Annotated in this window: 19 protein-coding genes; 10 read left to right on the plus strand and 9 right to left on the minus strand. The window is 63.7% G+C overall.

Annotation, left to right across the window (positions count from 1 at the left end; translation table 11 throughout):
- Positions 1 to 127 precede the first annotated feature (127 nt).
- Complete coding sequence (locus A9K66_RS28060; protein WP_197507529.1) at positions 128 to 2542, plus strand: sulfatase-like hydrolase/transferase; 2415 nt, start codon at positions 128 to 130, stop codon at positions 2540 to 2542.
- 28 nt (positions 2543 to 2570) lie between these two features.
- On the opposite strand, the gene A9K66_RS28065 is transcribed toward A9K66_RS28060, so the two are convergent.
- The 3 genes from A9K66_RS28065 to A9K66_RS28075 are packed head-to-tail and all read right to left on the minus strand — an operon-like array spanning position 2571 to position 5585.
- On the minus strand, positions 2571 to 3554 hold the full coding sequence (locus tag A9K66_RS28065) for an NAD-dependent epimerase/dehydratase family protein (protein ID WP_067330332.1): 984 nt from the start codon (positions 3552 to 3554) through the stop codon (positions 2571 to 2573).
- Positions 3555 to 3585: 31 nt separating this feature from the next.
- Positions 3586 to 4662, minus strand: a complete 1077-nt coding sequence (locus tag A9K66_RS28070; RefSeq protein ID WP_066995901.1) for a glycosyltransferase family 2 protein — start codon at positions 4660 to 4662, stop codon at positions 3586 to 3588.
- 5 nt (positions 4663 to 4667) lie between these two features.
- Positions 4668 to 5585, minus strand: coding sequence for a lysylphosphatidylglycerol synthase domain-containing protein (locus A9K66_RS28075; RefSeq protein WP_067330335.1), 918 nt, complete (start codon positions 5583 to 5585; stop codon positions 4668 to 4670).
- 489 nt (positions 5586 to 6074) lie between these two features.
- Here A9K66_RS28075 and A9K66_RS28080 point away from each other — a divergent pair, with 489 nt between their 5' ends.
- The gene (locus tag A9K66_RS28080) at positions 6075 to 6566 is read left to right on the plus strand and encodes a DUF995 domain-containing protein (RefSeq protein ID WP_245307732.1); all 492 of its coding nucleotides are present in this window, start codon (positions 6075 to 6077) and stop codon (positions 6564 to 6566) included.
- A gap of 185 nt (positions 6567 to 6751) precedes the next feature.
- On the opposite strand, the gene galE is transcribed toward A9K66_RS28080, so the two are convergent.
- From galE to A9K66_RS28095, 3 genes are all read right to left on the minus strand, one after another.
- A complete protein-coding gene (galE, locus tag A9K66_RS28085) occupies positions 6752 to 7885 on the minus strand; it encodes a UDP-glucose 4-epimerase GalE (protein ID WP_082954143.1) in 1134 nt (377 codons plus the stop codon).
- A complete protein-coding gene (locus A9K66_RS28090) occupies positions 7885 to 8946 on the minus strand; it encodes a UDP-glucuronic acid decarboxylase family protein (protein ID WP_067330337.1) in 1062 nt (353 codons plus the stop codon). The genes galE and A9K66_RS28090 overlap by 1 nt, the downstream gene beginning before the upstream one ends.
- A gap of 792 nt (positions 8947 to 9738) precedes the next feature.
- Positions 9739 to 10206 carry a carboxymuconolactone decarboxylase family protein gene (locus A9K66_RS28095; RefSeq protein ID WP_067330340.1) on the minus strand — a complete coding sequence of 156 codons (468 nt, stop codon included), beginning with the start codon at positions 10204 to 10206 and terminating at the stop codon, positions 9739 to 9741.
- A 136-nt stretch (positions 10207 to 10342) separates the two neighbouring features.
- Between A9K66_RS28095 and A9K66_RS28100 the strand changes: the two genes are divergently transcribed.
- The 3 genes from A9K66_RS28100 to A9K66_RS28110 are packed head-to-tail and all read left to right on the plus strand — an operon-like array spanning position 10343 to position 12479.
- A complete protein-coding gene (locus A9K66_RS28100) occupies positions 10343 to 10987 on the plus strand; it encodes a TetR/AcrR family transcriptional regulator (protein ID WP_245307734.1) in 645 nt (214 codons plus the stop codon).
- A 12-nt stretch (positions 10988 to 10999) separates the two neighbouring features.
- Positions 11000 to 11623 carry a hypothetical protein gene (locus A9K66_RS28105; protein ID WP_067330343.1) on the plus strand — a complete coding sequence of 208 codons (624 nt, stop codon included), beginning with the start codon at positions 11000 to 11002 and terminating at the stop codon, positions 11621 to 11623.
- 7 nt (positions 11624 to 11630) lie between these two features.
- Positions 11631 to 12479, plus strand: a complete 849-nt coding sequence (locus A9K66_RS28110) for a 23S rRNA (adenine(2030)-N(6))-methyltransferase RlmJ (protein WP_067330345.1) — start codon at positions 11631 to 11633, stop codon at positions 12477 to 12479.
- A 24-nt stretch (positions 12480 to 12503) separates the two neighbouring features.
- Here A9K66_RS28110 and A9K66_RS28115 read toward each other — a convergent pair whose 3' ends face one another.
- Positions 12504 to 13259, minus strand: a complete 756-nt coding sequence (locus A9K66_RS28115; protein ID WP_067330348.1) for a helix-turn-helix domain-containing protein — start codon at positions 13257 to 13259, stop codon at positions 12504 to 12506.
- Between the two features lie 181 nt (positions 13260 to 13440).
- Between A9K66_RS28115 and A9K66_RS28120 the strand changes: the two genes are divergently transcribed.
- The 5 genes from A9K66_RS28120 to A9K66_RS28140 all read left to right on the plus strand — a co-directional run bounded on the left by A9K66_RS28120 (position 13441) and on the right by A9K66_RS28140 (position 16427).
- On the plus strand, positions 13441 to 13863 hold the full coding sequence (locus A9K66_RS28120; protein ID WP_067330351.1) for a VOC family protein: 423 nt from the start codon (positions 13441 to 13443) through the stop codon (positions 13861 to 13863).
- 24 nt (positions 13864 to 13887) lie between these two features.
- The gene (locus A9K66_RS28125; protein ID WP_067330354.1) at positions 13888 to 14250 is read left to right on the plus strand and encodes a DoxX family protein; all 363 of its coding nucleotides are present in this window, start codon (positions 13888 to 13890) and stop codon (positions 14248 to 14250) included.
- A 110-nt stretch (positions 14251 to 14360) separates the two neighbouring features.
- Positions 14361 to 14813, plus strand: a complete 453-nt coding sequence (locus A9K66_RS28130) for a hypothetical protein (RefSeq protein ID WP_067330356.1) — start codon at positions 14361 to 14363, stop codon at positions 14811 to 14813.
- A 202-nt stretch (positions 14814 to 15015) separates the two neighbouring features.
- Positions 15016 to 15594, plus strand: coding sequence for a TetR/AcrR family transcriptional regulator (locus A9K66_RS28135; RefSeq protein ID WP_067330359.1), 579 nt, complete (start codon positions 15016 to 15018; stop codon positions 15592 to 15594).
- Positions 15591 to 16427 carry a DMT family transporter gene (locus tag A9K66_RS28140; RefSeq protein ID WP_067330361.1) on the plus strand — a complete coding sequence of 279 codons (837 nt, stop codon included), beginning with the start codon at positions 15591 to 15593 and terminating at the stop codon, positions 16425 to 16427. The genes A9K66_RS28135 and A9K66_RS28140 overlap by 4 nt, the downstream gene beginning before the upstream one ends.
- A gap of 20 nt (positions 16428 to 16447) precedes the next feature.
- Here A9K66_RS28140 and A9K66_RS28145 read toward each other — a convergent pair whose 3' ends face one another.
- Together A9K66_RS28145 and A9K66_RS30895 are read right to left on the minus strand one after the other, a co-directional pair.
- A complete protein-coding gene (locus tag A9K66_RS28145; RefSeq protein WP_067330364.1) occupies positions 16448 to 17041 on the minus strand; it encodes a TetR/AcrR family transcriptional regulator in 594 nt (197 codons plus the stop codon).
- Positions 17042 to 17109: 68 nt separating this feature from the next.
- Complete coding sequence (locus A9K66_RS30895) at positions 17110 to 17265, minus strand: hypothetical protein (RefSeq protein WP_197507533.1); 156 nt, start codon at positions 17263 to 17265, stop codon at positions 17110 to 17112.
- Positions 17266 to 17394: the final 129 nt, after the last annotated feature.

Raw genomic sequence — 17394 nt, forward strand, 5'->3', positions numbered from 1 at the left:
AGCTGCCGGCCGTGGTTTCTGGCCGGAGCACAAACTGGCGGTGGGCAATCTCATGAGTATCGGCGGCGGTATGGGCTCGGCGAGCCGGTCCGAGTGCGGCCAGACGGGATCGAGGACGAAACCTGCATTGACGCAGGAACTTCGCTTCACGCGGACGTCCTTGCGCGTCATTTGCACCAGCCTGTGGTTATGGCTTCTGCTGGGCATCTACCGGGCCGTAATCGTCGATCCGCAAACGACATTTCAGGGAGGCCTGGCGTCCATTCCCATGGGATTGGCGGCAAGCTATTACGACCTGATACTCATCACATCGGTGACGGCGGCAACGCTGATCCTGCTCTTCCTTACAAAGTCAAGCCGGCTCGCATCCGCGGCCGTCGCCTCCCTTTTCTATCTCGTGGTCCTGGTGTCGCTCGGCTGGGGATTTGCCAACATCAATCTCGTCAAGATGCTGGGTGAGCCTTTCACCTTCCAGTGGCTGGTCTATGGCGACTTCCTGCAGAATGCCGACGCCAAGAGCGCGATGGGCGATGCCCTCAACGTGAGGGATGCCGCGATCCTTTTCGGGTCCATCGTTCTGGTGCTGGCCCTCGGCTACGCCGCGGGCAGTTTGTGCCAGCGGCTGAGTTCCGCAGGCCGCAAGAGGTTTCTCATCGCTTTGGTTCTGTGCGTTGGCGCGGCCCTGGTCGGCAGCGGCTATCATGTGCGCGCTCAGTCGCTGCCAGCATCCAAGGTCGACAATCCTATCGTGTATTTCGTTCAGTCGGCGTGGTTCAGTTCGACGCCGGTGACTTTTGCGATGAGCGCCGGCGGCGATGATCCCGATGTCGCCAGCGTCGGGGAGCGTCCGGCGGAAACCTCAAGCTTCAAGGCGCCGACGCCAAATCCGATCAAGAACGTGCTGATTTTCATGATGGAGTCGGTGCCGTCGAAATACATCGAGCCGTTTGGCGGCCAGTATCCGATCACGCCGAACATAAAGAGCTATGCCGGAGATTCCATTCGGTTCGACAAGATCTATGCGCATGCTCCTTCCACGCACTATTCGATCTTCTCGCTGCTGACCTCGATGTACAACGACATCTCATTCTACGGCATGACTGCCAAATATCCGTACCTGCCGCTGGAGACGATCTCCAACACCCTGTCCAAGCACAATTTTCGCACCGGGTTCTTCTGGAGCGCCGATTCCCGTTTCCAGCGTGTGGACGAGTTCCTGCTCAACAAGGGACTGGACGCCATCCAGGACTATCGGGGGCAGAAATGCGCCACCCCGACCTTCAAGCTCAGTACCGAGCAGTGGAAGAACATGGACTACAACAGTGACCTCTGCACGGCCCAAACGATCATCGACTGGATGAAGAAGGATTCGCAGAAGCCCTTCTTCGGCATCATGTTCACGGCGATGACGCATTATCCGTACATCACCGGCAGCCCGATGTTCTCGAAGATGGTGCCTTCCGCCAAAGACATCGGGCCGGTGCACTACGTCGATGACGAAAAATTCAATGCCTATCTCAACGCCCTGAAGGTCGGCGACGCGGCGTTCGGTGAAATCCTCGATTCACTGAAGCAGTCCGGCAAGCTCGATTCGACGCTGGTTGTCGTCCTTGGCGATCATGGCGAGGCGTTCGGAGAACATGGCGACTACGTCCATGCCACCGCGATTTACGACGAGAACGTCCACATCCCGCTGATCATGATCAACAAGCACCTTTTCCATGACGAAGTCGCGCATCCGGTCGGCGGCATCATCGATATCGCTCCGACGATCATGGACATACTAGGGCTGCCTTTGCCCGAGCAGTGGCAGGGCCGCAGCCTGTTCAGCGAGCAACGGCCAAACAGGACCTTCTTCTTCAATCCGTGGGCCGGCTCCTTGCTCGGTTATCGCGACAATGATCGAAAGGTGATCTTCAATGCTACCACCGGCAGGGTCGAGGAATACGACCTTAAGGCCGATCCCGGCGAAAAGACGAACCTATTCAATGAAGGCTCGAGCGATCGAACGGCGCTGCTGCAGCCGATTGCCGGATGGGTGCAATCGCAAAAGCGGCGCATAGCCACGCTTGTCGCCAACGCGGCCCGGGACGCTGGGCGCTGCACAGCCACAAGCTTGGAGATCGACGCGGCCGGCACGGACTACCAGGGTCAGCCTCGCTTCGACGTCTTCGCCGACGGCACGCGCCTTGGCGAGATCGCCGTCCACGGCAAGGTGAGCAAGGCCTCGACAGGCGAGCAGCGCGTGGCGGAACTGACGGAGGCGGCCGTCGAGGCGCAACCGTTCCACCTCGACCTTAGCGGCGTGCCCAATCCAAAGACGATCGAAATTCGTTATGTCAACGACCAGTGGGCCGGAGACGGCCGGCCCGGCGATCGCAACCTTTTCATCAAGAGCATAAAAGTGAACGGGCAGCTTGTGCCCAACAGCAAGCTGCACGTCGACGAGCAATCCCACGGCTACACCGACGACAGCGGAACCGCCATGTATACCAACGGCTCGCTATGGGTCAGCGGTCCGTTTATCGAAGGATGCATGTAGGGCAGGGCATCGGCGGCAGCGCTTCGCTTTACAGCTTGCCCTCCGGCCGCCATTCCCGCCGGTACCAGTCGACGAATTTCGCCAGTCCTTCCTCGATCGGCACTTTCGGCTTGAAGCCGATGTCGCGCTCTAGCGCGCTGGTGTCGGCAAAGGTCTTCTCGACATCGCCGGGCTGCATGGGCAGATCCTCACGGATGGCCTTCACGCCGAGCAGCCCTTCCAGCGTCTCGATGAAGCGGCCGAGATGCACCGGCTGGCTGTTGCCGATGTTGTAGATGCGGTGGCGCTCGCGGCCGGCCGCCGGCGGTTTGTCGAGAACCGCAATCACGCCCTCGACAACGTCGTCGACATAGGTGAAATCGCGCCACATCTCGCCATGGTTGAAGACGCGGATCGGCTTGCCGGAGAGCATCGCCTCGGTGAAGATCCAGGCCGCCATGTCCGGTCGTCCCCAGGGGCCGTAGACGGTGAAGAAGCGCAGGCCCGTCTGCGGCAGCCCAAAGAGATGCGAATAAGTCGAGCTGATCAGCTCATCCGCCTTCTTGGTCGCCGCGTAGATCGACACCGGATTGTCGACGCGGTCGCTTTCCACGAACGGCACCTTGGTGTTGCCGCCATAGACCGAGCTCGACGAGGCATAGACCAGATGCTTGATCTCGGGCGATGCACGGCAGAGCTCCAGCACCTCCAGGTGGCCGGCGATGTTGGCGTGGATATAGGCGCGCGGATTTTCGAGCGAATAGCGCACGCCCGCCTGGGCGCCGAGATGCACGATGCCGCTCAGCAGCGTTCCATTGAGCGTCGCCGCCAGCGCGCCCGACTCGGCTATGTCGAGTTGCTGGAACGAAAATCCGTGCCGGCCGGAAAGCCGGGCGAGCCGTGCCGCCTTCAATGCCGGGTCGTAGTAGGCGTTCATGCTGTCGACGCCGACAACGGCGTCGCCGCGGGCGAGCAGGCGCTCGCAGACATGGCTGCCGATGAAGCCGGCGGCTCCGGTCACAAGGATGGTCATGCGCGGACCTCGGATGAGGGCAGGGGCGGGATCATTTCCGTCTCGGGGCTTTCTTGGCTTGCGCCGGCGGGCTCGGCCAACGCCAGCCATCGCCTTCGCCAGGCGCGGGCTGCGGGCGCGCCACATAGGCGAGCGAAACATTGGCCTCGAGATAGACGCGCGACAGCATCTCGGCGAGCACGCCCGACGTTACCATCTGCAGGCCGGCGATGACCAGGAAGAAGCCGGTGAACAGCATCGGGCGCGTTCCAATGTCCTGTCCGAAAAACACCTTCAAGCTGAACAGGTAGGCAAGGATCAGCGAGCCGAGCACGCCGAACACGATACCGATGCCGCCGAAGAAATGGCCGGGCCTGGTGCGGTAGCGCATGAAGAAGAACATGAAGACCAGGTCGAGCACCACGCGGAAGGTGCGCGAGATGCCGTATTTCGACTGGCCGTGGATGCGGGCGTGATGCGTTACCACCTCCTGGGCGATACGGCGCGGCGTCGTCACCGTCGCCAGCCAGGCCGGGATGAAGCGGTGCATTTCGCCATAGAGCCTGACGCTGCGGATGACGCTGCCGCGGAACACTTTGAGGCTGCAGCCATAGTCCTTCAGCCGAACCCCGGTGACGCGCGCGATCAGCGAGTTGGCGATGCGTGACGGCAGCCGGCGCATCCAGAAACCCTCCTGACGGTTCTTGCGCCAGCCGGCGACGAGGTCGAGGTCCTCGGTCAGCAGTCGATAGACCATGCGCGGTATGTCGAACGGATCGTTCTGCAGGTCGCCGTCGAGCGTCGCTATGACATCGCCGCGGGCAGCGTCGAGGCCGGCCTGCATGGCCGCCGTCTGCTTGAAGTTGCGCACCAGCTCCACAGCGTGCACATGCGCACCGTATTCGGCCGCCAGGCGGCGAATTTCATTCGGCGTGGCGTCGGTGCTGCCGTCGTCCACCAGCACCACTTCCCAGGGCTGGCTGTAATTCTCCATCGCCTGGTGGATACGCACGATCAGCGGCTCGACGTTGTCGGCCTCGTTATACATCGGGATGACGATGGAAAGCTGGTGCTCGGGCATGACGGCACCGGCAGGCAGCCCCGACTGAGGAATGGGAAGCATGTCCATGGCGGTCATTTCCTTGCGGGTCCCGTAGCCGGCGTCTCCGGCAGCGTCGATTTCGAGGGAAACAGCCAGGCGATCGCACCGGTGGCAACGGCCGAGCAGAGGATGAACAGATGCAGCGCCAGCGCCGCCTGCAGCCCGTCCTTCATGGCGATGCCGGAATAAAGCAGCGCCGCTGCCGCGCCCGCCTCATAGGTACCGAAACCGGCGACACCCTGCACCGGCAGGATGGCGGCGGCCTCGGCGCCGACGGCGCCGGGAAAGGCAGTCTGGAAGGAGGTGCCGAGCAGCATGGCGAGCAGCCATCCCTGCACGGCAAGCTTCAGCGTCCAGTTGGCGACCGTCCACCACCAGCCGTAGCGGGAGCGCCCCGTGGCCTCGGTGAAGATATCGCGCAGCTTGCCGAGCTTCGACACGATGCTGCCGCGCCCGGCCCAGTCATGCGGCGCGCGCGCCCAGCGCGGCAGATACCAGGCGGCGGCAATCAGCGCCGCGATGGCCGCAGCCCTGAGGGCCGGGTGAAGACCGGGCCACACCAGGCACGCGAGCACGCCGACGACGAAGGCGTCCTGCAGCCTGAACCACAGGAGCGAAGCGCCGGCGCGCACGATCGAGATGCCGAACACCTGCCGCAACAGCAGCGGGAAGGCGGTCTCGCCGCCGCGGAACGGCACGACGTTGATCATGGCGTTGTGAATCAGGATGACGCGCAGGCAGGCGCCGAAACGGCCGTTCACCTCGTCGCGGAACTCGTCGCAGACCCGCAGCGCGCGCAGCACATAAGTGACGAACAGCGCCAGCGTCACCGCAGCGAAGGCGCTGGGCGTGATGCTGGCGAAGGCGTCGCCCACCATCTTCCAGCGCGAGTCTGCGGCAAGCCATGCCAGCAGCGCCAGGGTGACGATTATCGAGAATGCTCTTTTCAACCAGTTCTCCGAATGGCGCCGACCGCCGCATTCCGGGTAATTGCTTCGATTTCGAAATCGGGCGCACGGAAGGGGACCGCTCCAGGCCGCCGGCTCCCTTGCCGGTTTTCAATGGCCTGGCGAGGCGCCAAGATTCCGAGCCCTTCCGTGGTCGCCGGCCCGTTCAACGTTTCTGCTCCATCATAAGCGGCCGATCCTATAAACCAGCGGCTTGCCCATCCACAAGCTTTGGCGCGGCCGCAATCACCGTCCGCGGGCGATCTTGGCTCGCTGCGACGGGAAGGTTGACGCCATTCCTCGAGCGGCAGTTAATATCACGTGGGGGCGGTAGCTGCGCATTGGGATCGAATACCCAATCTGGGTAGTGACGCCAGATCGAAAGGCGTCGTCGAAATGTTATCGCTCATCATTCCTGCAGTTCGAAAAATATTGCCGTCCAGACCAGCGCGGAGCGTGAGGTGCCGTCGTTCTGCGCGGCGCGCGGACCTGATGCTTCTGCTCTTCTGCGGTGGAGTGGCGCTGTCCGGCGTTGCTCACGCAGCCGGCGCTGGGTCTCCGGCAGCGGCACAAGCAGGCACCACGCCGACGGCATTTGAGTTGCAGTTGTTCTATGCCGACCGCACCTGGAACTGGGAGGACGGAGCCGCCTATTTCGCCCAGGACAGGCGCATGCGCGCGTGGACGTCCAAGCCTGGTTCAACGTCCTTCGCCGAAGGTACATGGCATCTCAGCAATGATGGCAAGATGTGCATGGAGCTCCTCTGGCGGTCCACGGCCTATACGGCACAGCCCATCCGCACCTGTTTCAGCCATCGCGTCCTGAACGGGACCGTCCAGCAACGGAGGGATCCGGATGGCCGGTGGTACAGCTTCAGGCACGCTTCGGACAATTCGGCCGACGAGTTCAAGAAAATTCAGGCGGGCGATACCAGGAGCGTCGATTTCGAAAAGGCCCGCAAGTTGGTCGATCCCAAGAGTTAGTCGCTGCTGGCGCACGTCCAGAAAAATGCCTAGAGCGGCTGGCCGTTTCACGGAAACGCCGACCCGCTCTATCTCTTTGCTCACGCAATTTCCGGACGGAAAACCGCTGCACACGTCCTGGAATTGCTCTAGCAGTTTCCGCTCGGAATTGTCCCGGCGTATCAGAGGCTCGCTGAGACAAGCCGTCAACCCAGCTCAGCGAGCCCACGCCCCGACACAGTACTCACAGGGACGACTGCCAGCCGTGCAGGCTGGCGTTTTTCCGCGGCGTTCATGCCGCGCGGCGCGCGCTTCGCGCGCGAGACGCCGGCGGACGCTTTGAAAACCTTCGGCTTCAGGGCCGGTCGGAGCCCGAAGAAGGGCGCTGCCGTCCTGACGATGGTGTCTAGATCGGAAAGTTCCGCCACAAAGCCCAACTGCTCTTGTGCAAGGCTGGGATCGGCGAACAGCCCGGCCGGGTCGCCGGGCCGGCGCGGTTTATAGGCGACCGGGACCGTCCGGCCGGTGACGCGGCCGACGGCCTCGAGGATCTCCTTTATCGAGATGCCTCGGCCAGCGCCGAGATTGACGGACAGGCTGTCGCCGCCGGCCTCGAGATGCATCAATGCCATGAGATGCGCGCGCGCGAGGTCGCTGACGTGGATGTAGTCGCGCACGCATGTGCCGTCCGCCGTCTCGTAATCGGCGCCGAAGACCTCGATCGCCTCGATCATGCCGGACGCCGCCATCAGCACCCTCGGAATGAGGTGGGTTTCGGGTGTATGCCACTCGCCAAGCTCGCCTTCGGGATCGGCGCCGCAGGCGTTGAAGTAGCGAAGGATCGCGTATCTCGTTCCATAGGCAGCGGCATAGTCCCTGATGATTTCTTCGCCCATCAGCTTGCTGCGGCCATAGGGGCTGATCGGCTTCTGCGGCGAGGCTTCGCTCACCGGCAATGCTTCCGGCACGCCATAGGTCGCGCAACTCGAGGAAAAGATCACCTTGTCGATGCCGCTTGCCCGCGCGGCGTCCAGTACGGCGATGGTGCCGCCGACATTGGTCGCATAATAATCCGCCGGCGCGCTGACCGACTCGCCGACATAGGCAAGGGCGGCGAAATGGATGATCGCCTGTGGTCTGTGAGTCTCGATCGCCCGCCGCAACGCTTCGGGGTCGCGGATGTCGCCGACGACCAGCGGCCCCCAGGCGACGGCTTTCTCGTTGCCGCGGCTCAAATTGTCGTAGACCACCGGCAAGTAGCCCGCCGCCGACAGCAGCTTGCAGGCATGGCTGCCGATGAAGCCGGCGCCACCCGTCACCAGAACGGGGCGGCGGGTCATCATGCCGTTGCCTCCCTGGCGGTTGATGCCTGGACCCTGCGCGGGGCGATGAACCGGCGTCCGCCCAGGACGGCGTCGAAATAGGCAGTGGTGTGGGCGAGGCCTTCGCTCAGCGCAACCTTCGGCTCCCAGCCGAGATGCTGCCTGGCAAACGAGATATCGGGCTTGCGCTGCCTGGGGTCGTCGACCGGCAGCGGCCGGTGCACGATGCGCGAGCGTGAATTCGTATAGTCGATGACCAGCTCGGCCAATTCCATGACGGTGAACTCGACGGGGTTGCCGAGATTGACCGGGTGCTGGGGGGCCACGTCGGCGTTCATCAGGCGCACGAAGCCTTCGATCAGGTCGTCGACGAAGCAGAAGGATCGCGTCTGCGCGCCGCTGCCGTAGACGGTGATGTCGTCGCCGCGCAGCGCCTGGACGATGAAGTTCGACACCACGCGGCCGTCGTCGGGCCGCATGCGCGGACCGTAGGTGTTGAAGATGCGCGCGACGCGGACATCGATGCCGTATGTCCGCGAGTAATCGAAGAACAGCGTCTCGGCTGAGCGCTTGCCCTCGTCGTAGCAGGAGCGCGGACCGTGCGTGTTGACATTGCCGAAGTAACCTTCGGGCTGCGGATGCACCAGCGGATCGCCATAGACCTCCGAAGTCGACGCCTGGAAGATCTTGGCGTTGTGTCGCCGCGCGAGCTCCAGAAGGTTGATCGAGCCGAGCACGCTGGTCTTGAAGGTGTGGATCGGATCGGCCTGATAATGCGGCGGAGAAGCCGGGCAGGCGAGATTGTAGATCTCGTCGACAGCAAGGTCCGTCGGCAGTTCCTCGACGATGTCGTGCCTGATGCAGGTGAAAGTCGCGTCACGCGCTATCGCTGACAGGTTGTAGCGCTTGCCCGTGTGGAAATTGTCCAGCGCGATGACTTCATATCCATCGGCAAGCAGCCTTTGGCACAGATGAGAACCCAGAAATCCTGCTCCGCCGGCGACCAGCGCGCGTCCTTGATCGGCACGCCTCCGTCCCGGCTTGGTGTCCAGCTTCAGAACCTTGATGACCCTACCCATGGCGACCTCATACTCGCACACACCCACGCATCATCGTTCCGGGCCGGGGCAACAGCGTTGCCCGACCAGGTGAAATCATGGCGATCCCCCCGCATGCGCGGAGTCGCCAGAAACGTGTGTTTTGTCTGAGTAAGCGGGGTCGTTGCCGTACGGCTTTATGTGCTGCCGCTCAGCGTCCCTTTGCCCCTAAGTCGCGATCCACGAACATGGTTGCCACCACCGCGGACTGCTCGCCCAAATTGCACACCCAACGTATAGAAAGATATACCTGTGCGCCGCATAGTCAACTAATTTAGGGATTCGTTAACGTTACTCTTTTGCTGTTGGTTAACTGTAGGCGTAGGCAGGCGCGCCTTTTGCATCATAAAAGGGGCGGTTCCGTCCGGTTTTCCCGCGGTAAACACCGCGTGCCGCGGTCTTCGCAAAACTCGTCGAGCGTTAGGGCGGAAGGCTTCAAGGTGAAGGACAAGGAACGCGTCTGGCGCCGTCTCTCGGGCTCTGGCATTTCTTGCGGCCGGTCTTTCGGGCTAGAAAATTGCGCAAGTATATCTTAGTTCGCCAACAGGCAGATCTGGCGAGCCTGTAGGCCCTGTCTGCGAAACGCGCTTTCCGAATTGATCGGGGCTAGGCGGCCGTGGTGACGACGGCTCCGCAGCCGTGCTGTCCGGCACGCCGAGATGGCCTCCCGGCATCGCCAGCACTCTGAGGTGCATCAAAAAGGGGAGCACAAGGAGTAGCGCAGGTTGGACAACTGGACGCGTGCATTCCCGTTTCTACTCCTCATTGCCCTCCTTATTCTCCGCCCATCTCCTTCTTGAACTGGGCGAAGTCGACCTGCATGCCGTTGAAGATGGTGCTCCAGTGGCGGGTCAAGGCGGCCAAGGCGACTGCCTCCTGGATCTCCTCGTCGGTGGCGCCGGCGCGTTTGGCGTTCTCGGTGTCCGACCAAACACAATAATTGCAGGGGATTTGCGCCGCGACCGCCAGCGAGATCAGCGATTTCACCTTCGGCGGCAGCGCCGTGTTGTCGCTGATCTCGATTGCCTTGACCTCTGCCCACGCGCCGGGCAGACCGGCTTTCGGGAACTGTTTCATGAAGCCGGGCACGCCCCCAATGGTCGACTGGATGTCCTTGATGGCGGCGTCGCAGTCGTCGGCGCCGGCAGGCATGGTCAAGGCCGCGGTGAACGCGATAGCGGCGAGCAGCGAGGCGGAGCGAAGGTAGGAATGCGCGCTTGAGATGATGCGAATGACAGGCATGGTGTTCTCCTCTGGTTTTTGTTAGCCTTACGGTGTAAGGTGATTTGGAACATGAACCTTACAGTGTAAGTTGTCAAGCGGCGCCATGGACTCACCGAGCAAGAAAATCCGAACCCGCGGAAAATTGTCCCGCGAGATGATCGAGGACGCGGCCTTTGAGGTGATCGAGCGGGAAGGGCTCTCCGGCTTCTCGATGCGCAAGCTCGCCGCCAGGCTCGGCTGCGAGGCGATGAGCATCTACCATCACTTTCCCTCGCAGGCGCATCTCTACGAGGCGCTGGTCGATCGCCAGATGAGCGGGCTCGTGATCCCCGATGACAGCCTTCCTTGGCGTGAGCGGGCGCGCATCGGCATGCAGGAATTCCGGCGTGTGGCGACGGAGCATCCGGCCTTCGCGCCGTTCATCGTCGTCTATCGCATGAACTCGCCGCCCTGCCTCGCCAAGTTGAACGCCATCATCGGCCTGTTCGAGGATGGCGGCTTCGGACCTGAGCTCAGCGCCCGTCTGTTCCGCGCCGCCGGTTATTATCTGATGGGGGCGATCCTCGACGAGACCGCCGGCTACGCCAAGGGGCCGTCGGCGGTCACCACGGTCAGCGACGAAGAATTGGCGCGCGACTATCCCAGTGTCGTGACGGCCGCGGCTTATTTTGGCACAAGCGGTTTCGACAAGACTTTCGAGCTTGGCCTGGAGATGTTTCTGGACGAGATGGAGCGGATTCGCGACGCTGCCCGGGACGAGGCCGCCAAGATTGACGATCGCGCCCGCAACAAAATGTAGCCAGGGCTCTCAATGCGCTTCCTCTCGGTTCTTGTCCTCATCGCCGGCGCTGCCATCGGGGTCTTCTATCCCTGGGCGGTGAGCAATTTCTCCGGCCATGCGATCGGCACCTGGCGCGTCTACGAGGGCGGCCGCTTCCGGCCGGCGACCGTACGGCTCGCTGCACGCGACGCGCCTGTCCGCGTGCTGGTCGACCTCACCGCGCGTGCCGAGCGCGTCGCCTCGCAGCAGCACACGGTGCTGACGCTGACCGCGGCAAGCGGCGGCCGCACGGCGCTCGCCTCGACGCTCTCCTTCAACCACCCCGACAATCCACGCCAGGTGAGCCCGCAACTGCCCGACAGGATCTTTCGCGACGAGGCCGGCGTGATAGAGACGGTCACGCCGGGCGCTTACGTCTTCACTGTCGGTCCGGGCGATGCGGACGGCATCGACATGCGCGCCGTCGACCTGATCTTGCGTGCCGGCACCGGCTCGGTCGACGAACGCGCGCAGCCGGCCGGTTACACGCTGATGGGCGTCGGCTTGGCTGGGCTGGTGCTTTCGCTGGTCTTTGGGCGTGGCAACAAGCCGCCGCAGAATCCCAACTCGCAGCCCCCGCCGCCGCGCTGGGGCCGCGGCGGTTCGCAAAGGTGAAGGCGGCATGAATTATCGCCACGCCTACCACGCCGGCAATTTCGCCGATGTCGTCAAGCACGCGGTGCTCAGCCGGCTGGTCGAGTATCTGAAGCAGAAGGACAAGGCCTTTCGCGTTATCGACACTCACGCCGGCATCGGCCGCTACGATCTCGCGTCGGTGGAGGCCGGCAAGACGGGTGAATGGCAGGGCGGCATCGGCCGGCTATCCGAGGCCGCGCTCGAGCCTCGGACGGCCGCGCTGCTTCAGCCCTATCTGGAAGCGGCGCGCTTGGAAAATCCCGACGGCGGTCTCCGCCGCTATCCCGGCTCACCGCTGATCGTGCGCCATCTCCTGCGCAAGCAGGATCGGCTTACGGCGATCGAGTTGCATTCCGAGGACGCTGCGCGGCTCAAAGCCGTCTTCGCCGGCGACATCCAGACCAGGGTGATCGAGCTCGACGGCTGGTTGGCGCTCGGCGCGCATCTGCCGCCGAAGGAAAAGCGCGGGCTCGTGCTTGTCGATCCGCCCTTCGAGGAGGAGGGCGAGTTCCAGCGTCTCGTCGAGAACCTGCGCCGAGCGCACCGGCGCTGGCCGGGCGGCGTCTACGCGCTCTGGTATCCGATCAAGGATCGCAAGGCGGTCGCCGCCTTCCGCGCCGCGCTGAAGGAGACTGGCATTCCAAAACTGCTCGACATCGGCTTCGAGATCCGGCCTGCCTCGAGCGAACCGAGCCTCGACGGCAGCGGCCTTGTGGTGGTGAACCCGCCCTTCACGCTGGAGGCCGAATTGCGGCTGATGCTGCCGGCCTTGCATGGAGTGCTTGCCGTCGAACAGCCGTCGCGCTGGACGATCGAATGGCTGGCCGGTGAGTGAGACCGGGACCAGCCGAAGACTGAGCTACGCCAGCGCCGAGGGTGTCACGCCGGTCAGCCGCCGGGTTTCGCGGATCAGATGCGCCTGGTCGGCGTAGCCGGCCTCGATGGCGAGCAGCGCGGTCGAGGCATCGCTATGCCGTCGCTGCAGGCGACGGAAGCGGTGGAAGCGCAGGATGCGGTCGAGCGTCTTCGGACCATAGCCGAAAGCGTCCTCGAAACGCCGGCGCAGCGTCCGCTCGCTCATGTTAAGGCGGTTGAGCAGATAGGGAACCAGCGGGGTCTCCGGCGACAGGCCTTCATCAATAACCTCGAAGGCTCTGCCCATCAGCGCATCAAGTGCATCGCGCCCCTCTGTATGCGCTCCGACTTTATTTTCCAGCTGCCGCACCATGCCGGCGAGGTCAGGCGCGGCCTTGACGCGATCCGACAGTTCGCGGGCACGCGTACCCCATAAGTCCTGGAGGCTCAGCCGCCCGCCGACGATTTCGCCGGCCGGCAGGCCGAGCCACCCGGCGGCCGCGCTCGGCCGGAAACGGAAGCCGATGATCACCGACCCGGGGGGAAGGCGCTCGATCTGCGGCTCCTTGTCCGGTCCGGCCACGCGGAAGCGACCTTCGATCCATTGCAGATCGATGGTCGCGTCCGGCGTGATGACGATTGGCGGGACGTCCTGCTTCGCCATGCGATGCACCCAGACGACGGAGAAGGCGCCGGCCAGGCCTCGCGGGACGGGCCGTTCCCGAAAGAAGCCGGTGGTCTGCGCCAGGACCGCTTCCATATCTTCTCCGATCTGCTTCGGCGTCCTCTGGCGGATCCGCTTCGGCCATTTTGGCCGAAATCTTCAATGCGGGTCGCTTCCGCCGTGGCAAAACAGATGCAGCCTCTTGGCGCGTCCAGCGCCTTCACTGCGCCGCATCCGGTCGCGGATGTGGTGACGAATATAGAAGGGAGTGAGAGAAATGAAAGCTCGCATCACCGTCTTCACCCTTGGCGTCGACGATCTGGAGGCGTCGCTCAAATTCTACCGCGACGGCCTGGGCCTGCCGACCGAAGGCATCATCGGCCGCGAGTTCGAGCATGGCGCCGTCGCCTTCTTCGAGCTTGCCGGCGGCTTGAAATTCGCGATCTTCGAGCGCGCGAACATCGCCCTCGACGCCACCGTGCCGCAGAGCGGCCGCAGCCCGACCGAGTTCACCATCGGCCACAACGTGGCGAGCGAGGCCGAGGTCGACGCGACCATGGCCGAGGCCGTCAAGGCCGGCGCGCGCGTCGCCAAGCCGGCGCAAAAGACCTTCTGGGGCGGCTATGCCGGCTATTTCCAGGATCCCGACGATCATTTCTGGGAAGTCGTCTACAACCCCGCTTTCATCCCGAAGGATTGACCCGGAAGCCTGCAGGAGGTCGACATGTCGATCGATACCATTCAGGCGATAGGCGCGCTTCTCATCGGCGGCGTGTTCGTCTTCGCCGGCATTGAGCACTTCGTGAAATTCAAGGCGATGTGCGACTATCTGGCGAGCCGGAAGTTTCCGGCTCCCGCTGTCATGCTGGCAGCCGGCTCAGCCCTCGAAGTCGTCGCCGGCCTGATGCTTGCGCTCGGCCGTGCCGTGCCTTTCGCCGCCGGCGCGCTTGTCCTGTTCACGCTGTCGACGAACGTCGCGCTGCTGCGCTTCTGGGAGTCCGAAGAGCCGGAGCGGCAGGTGCTGCGCAACGCCTTGCTGATCAACCTGGCCGTCGTCGGCGGACTGCTGGTGGCGGGAACCGTCTGACAGCCGGACCGCATCTGGAACGATGATTTGGGAAACCATTGTCTTCACAACCGCTTGACCGCCGCCAAGCGAATCCGCACAGTGCGCGCAACCGACCTTGAGAGGCTGTCATGACTCGCTTCGCCCGTTCCGCCCTTGCCGCGCTGATTTCGCTTCTGACGCCGCTTGGCACGTCGCTTGGTTTCACCCAGGCAGCGCAGGCCGCCGACCTTGCCGTTTACACCGAGGATGACGGCAGCGTCTGCGGCGAGGCCTGGGTGCTGAGCAAGATCACCGACCGCTTCAGCTATCAGGTTCATCATGTGCCGCACCTGCCGGATGTCGCGATCACCGATTTCCATAACATCCGCCTGCATCGTTATCTGCCGTCGAGCGAGAGATGGCCGATCGGCCGGCACTATTGCCGCGCCACCGTCAGCCTGTCGGACGGCCACGACCGCTCGATCTTCTACCTGATCGAGGAAGGCCAGGGCTTCGCCTCGATCGGCGACAATGTCGAGTTCTGCGTCTCCGGCTTCGACCGCTGGATGGTTTATAACGGCCGCTGCCGCGTGCTTCGGTAAGAAGCCGCCGATCCATTCCCCGGCCTGCGGCCTTCAGGCCGCAGGACACTCAGTGCGGCCCGCCGACCGCATCAGTCCGATCGCGAATATTGTGAGCTTGCCGGCTATCGCCGGAAGCAAATCGGCTAATCGGCCGCCAATTGACAACTGTCGAACCGTTGCCTAAAAAGAGACAGACCTGTCTCATCACGCGGCAGCATAAATGCCCTCATCGCCCTCCGCCAAACGCCAGCATGTCGTCGACACCGCGTATTCGCTGTTCAAGCGCGACGGCTTCCACGCCACCGGCATCGACCGAATTATTGCCGAGGCCAACATCGCCAAGATGACGATGTACCGCCACTTCCCGGCGAAGGACGAGCTAATCGTCGCGGTGCTCGAGCACCGCGCGGCGCGTTTCGAACGCCAGCTCGACCGGCTGGCCGCGACGGCGGACACGGCGGAAGCGAAGATCTTAACGATACTGGACTGGCACGAACGCTGGTTTCGCGATCCGGACTTCCACGGCTGCCTGTTCGCGCACGCGCTCGCCGAGTTCGGCGATCCCGATCATCCGGTGTTCAAGGCAGCCAGCCGCCAGAAGAACGGTTTGCGGGCGCGCCTGCGCGCCATCCTGGAAGAAGAGATGCCGCCGGAGCGGGCCGAGGGCGTCGCCACGGCGCTGCTGATGCTGATCGAGGGCGCGACGCTGCTGGCCCAGATGGGGGAGGCTGATGCCGCCATCGCCAATGCGCGCAAGGCGGCTTCCGCCATCCTCGCCGGCGCGCAGGTCCCCCAATGAACGCGACGGTCGTTGGGCTCGCGCTGTCCGCGGCCATTTTGCATGCCAGCTGGAACGCCTTCCTACGGACCGGGGCCGACAGGCTGTGGACGGTCACGGTCATGAGCTTCTCGAGCACTGCCGCTGCTATTGTCCTGGCGCTCTTCCATCCGCTGCCGGCTGCGGCTGCCTGGCCCTATGTCGTGCTATCGGCCGTCCTTCAGGTCGGCTACAGCGTGTTCCTGGTTGCCGCCTACCGCTATGGCGAGCTCGGGCAGGTTTATCCGATCGTGCGCGGCAGCGTGCCGCCGTTGGTGGCGCTCGGCGGCTTCCTGTTGGCCGGCCAGCGGCTCGCCGCGCCGGAACTCATCGGCGTCGCGCTGGTCGCCTGCGGCATTATGGCTCTGTCAGTCGGGCGGGGCAGGGCCTCAGTGACATCGATCCTCTACGCATTGGCCACCGGCATCATCATCGCGGCCTATGCGACGGTCGACGCGATCGGCGTGCGCGTCGCCGGCGACAGCGCCGCCTACACCGCCTGGGTGCTGCTGATTTACGGTGCCCTGCTGCCGGCGGCTTTCGTCGGCCTGAGCGGCAGGCTCACTGTCGACCTGCGTGCGCCGGAAACACGCAAGGCCTTGAGCGGCGGTCTATTCGCGCTGCTGGCCTATGGCGCGGTGGTCGCCGCCTTCGCGCTGGGGCCGGCCGGGCCGATCACCGCCATCCGTGAGACCAGTGTCGTCTTCGCGGCCTTCATCGGCCGCTTCTTCCTCGGCGAGCAGTTGACGCCGCGCCGTATCGGAGCCTGTGCCGTCGTCGCGCTGGGCGCGATCTGCCTCGGCTATCGACCCTGACGGCGTCGGTATCGCGCTGGTCACGCTCGCGCGCCCTGGCCGGACAGATAGGCGCAGATCAGCTCGCCGAGCTGCTTCTGCAGCTCCGGCGCATCGAGCATGTTGCGGCGCGCCGCATTGTGGATCACGCCCTCGACGGCGGAGGAGAGCACGCGCGCCACGGTCTCGGTATTCTTCAGGCGCCGGCGGTATTGCGCGACGGCCGCCGCATAGTGCTCGAGATAGCGGGCTTGGAACGAGGCATGCGCGGCGCGCGAGCCGCGGTCGCCCGGCGTCTCGTCGAGCAGCACCTGATGCAACGTCGGGTGAATGCTGTGCGCGGCGATCATGCCGCGCACCAGCTCGCGCGCGAATTGCCTGAGCGGCTTCTCCTCGGCCGCGGCTTCGCGAATGACGGACAGCACATGGTCGAAGTGGCGGCGTCGGATGGCGTCGACCAGCGCAAGCTTGTCGGGGAAATATTGATAGAGCGACCCGATGCTCACGCCCGCGGTCTCGGCCACCTTGTTGGTGCTGAAGCCCGCCCAGCCGATCTCGCTTAGAACGCGGGCACCTGCTTCGATTATCGCCTCGACGGTGGCGACCGAACGCGCCTGGCGCGGCTCCTTGCGCATGCGCGGGGCTGGCTTTGCAATGCGAGTAGACATCCCCAACCTGCCTCCCGAGAATATAACCAGAATACTCACATTTGGCCTGAGAGCAATTCCAGGAAAAGTGCGAAGCGGTTTTCCGTCCGGAACTGCGACCAAGGAAGAACAGCAATTCCAGGAAAAGTGCGAAGCGGTTTTCCGTCCGGAATTGCGACCAGGAAGAACAGCAATTCCAGGACTGTGCGCAACGGTTTTCTCCCCTCGGAACTTGCGAGGAGCATGGAACGGCGGAGTCCTCACGCCGTCTGCAGTGGAGCCTGAGCGGATCAAGCTCTCCAGCGGCAGTTTTTTGAATGTGAGCTGTAAGCTCGCTTTTT

Origin of the sequence: Mesorhizobium sp. AA23, from assembly GCF_001672435.1 — a bacterium.
GTDB lineage: Bacteria > Pseudomonadota > Alphaproteobacteria > Rhizobiales > Rhizobiaceae > Mesorhizobium.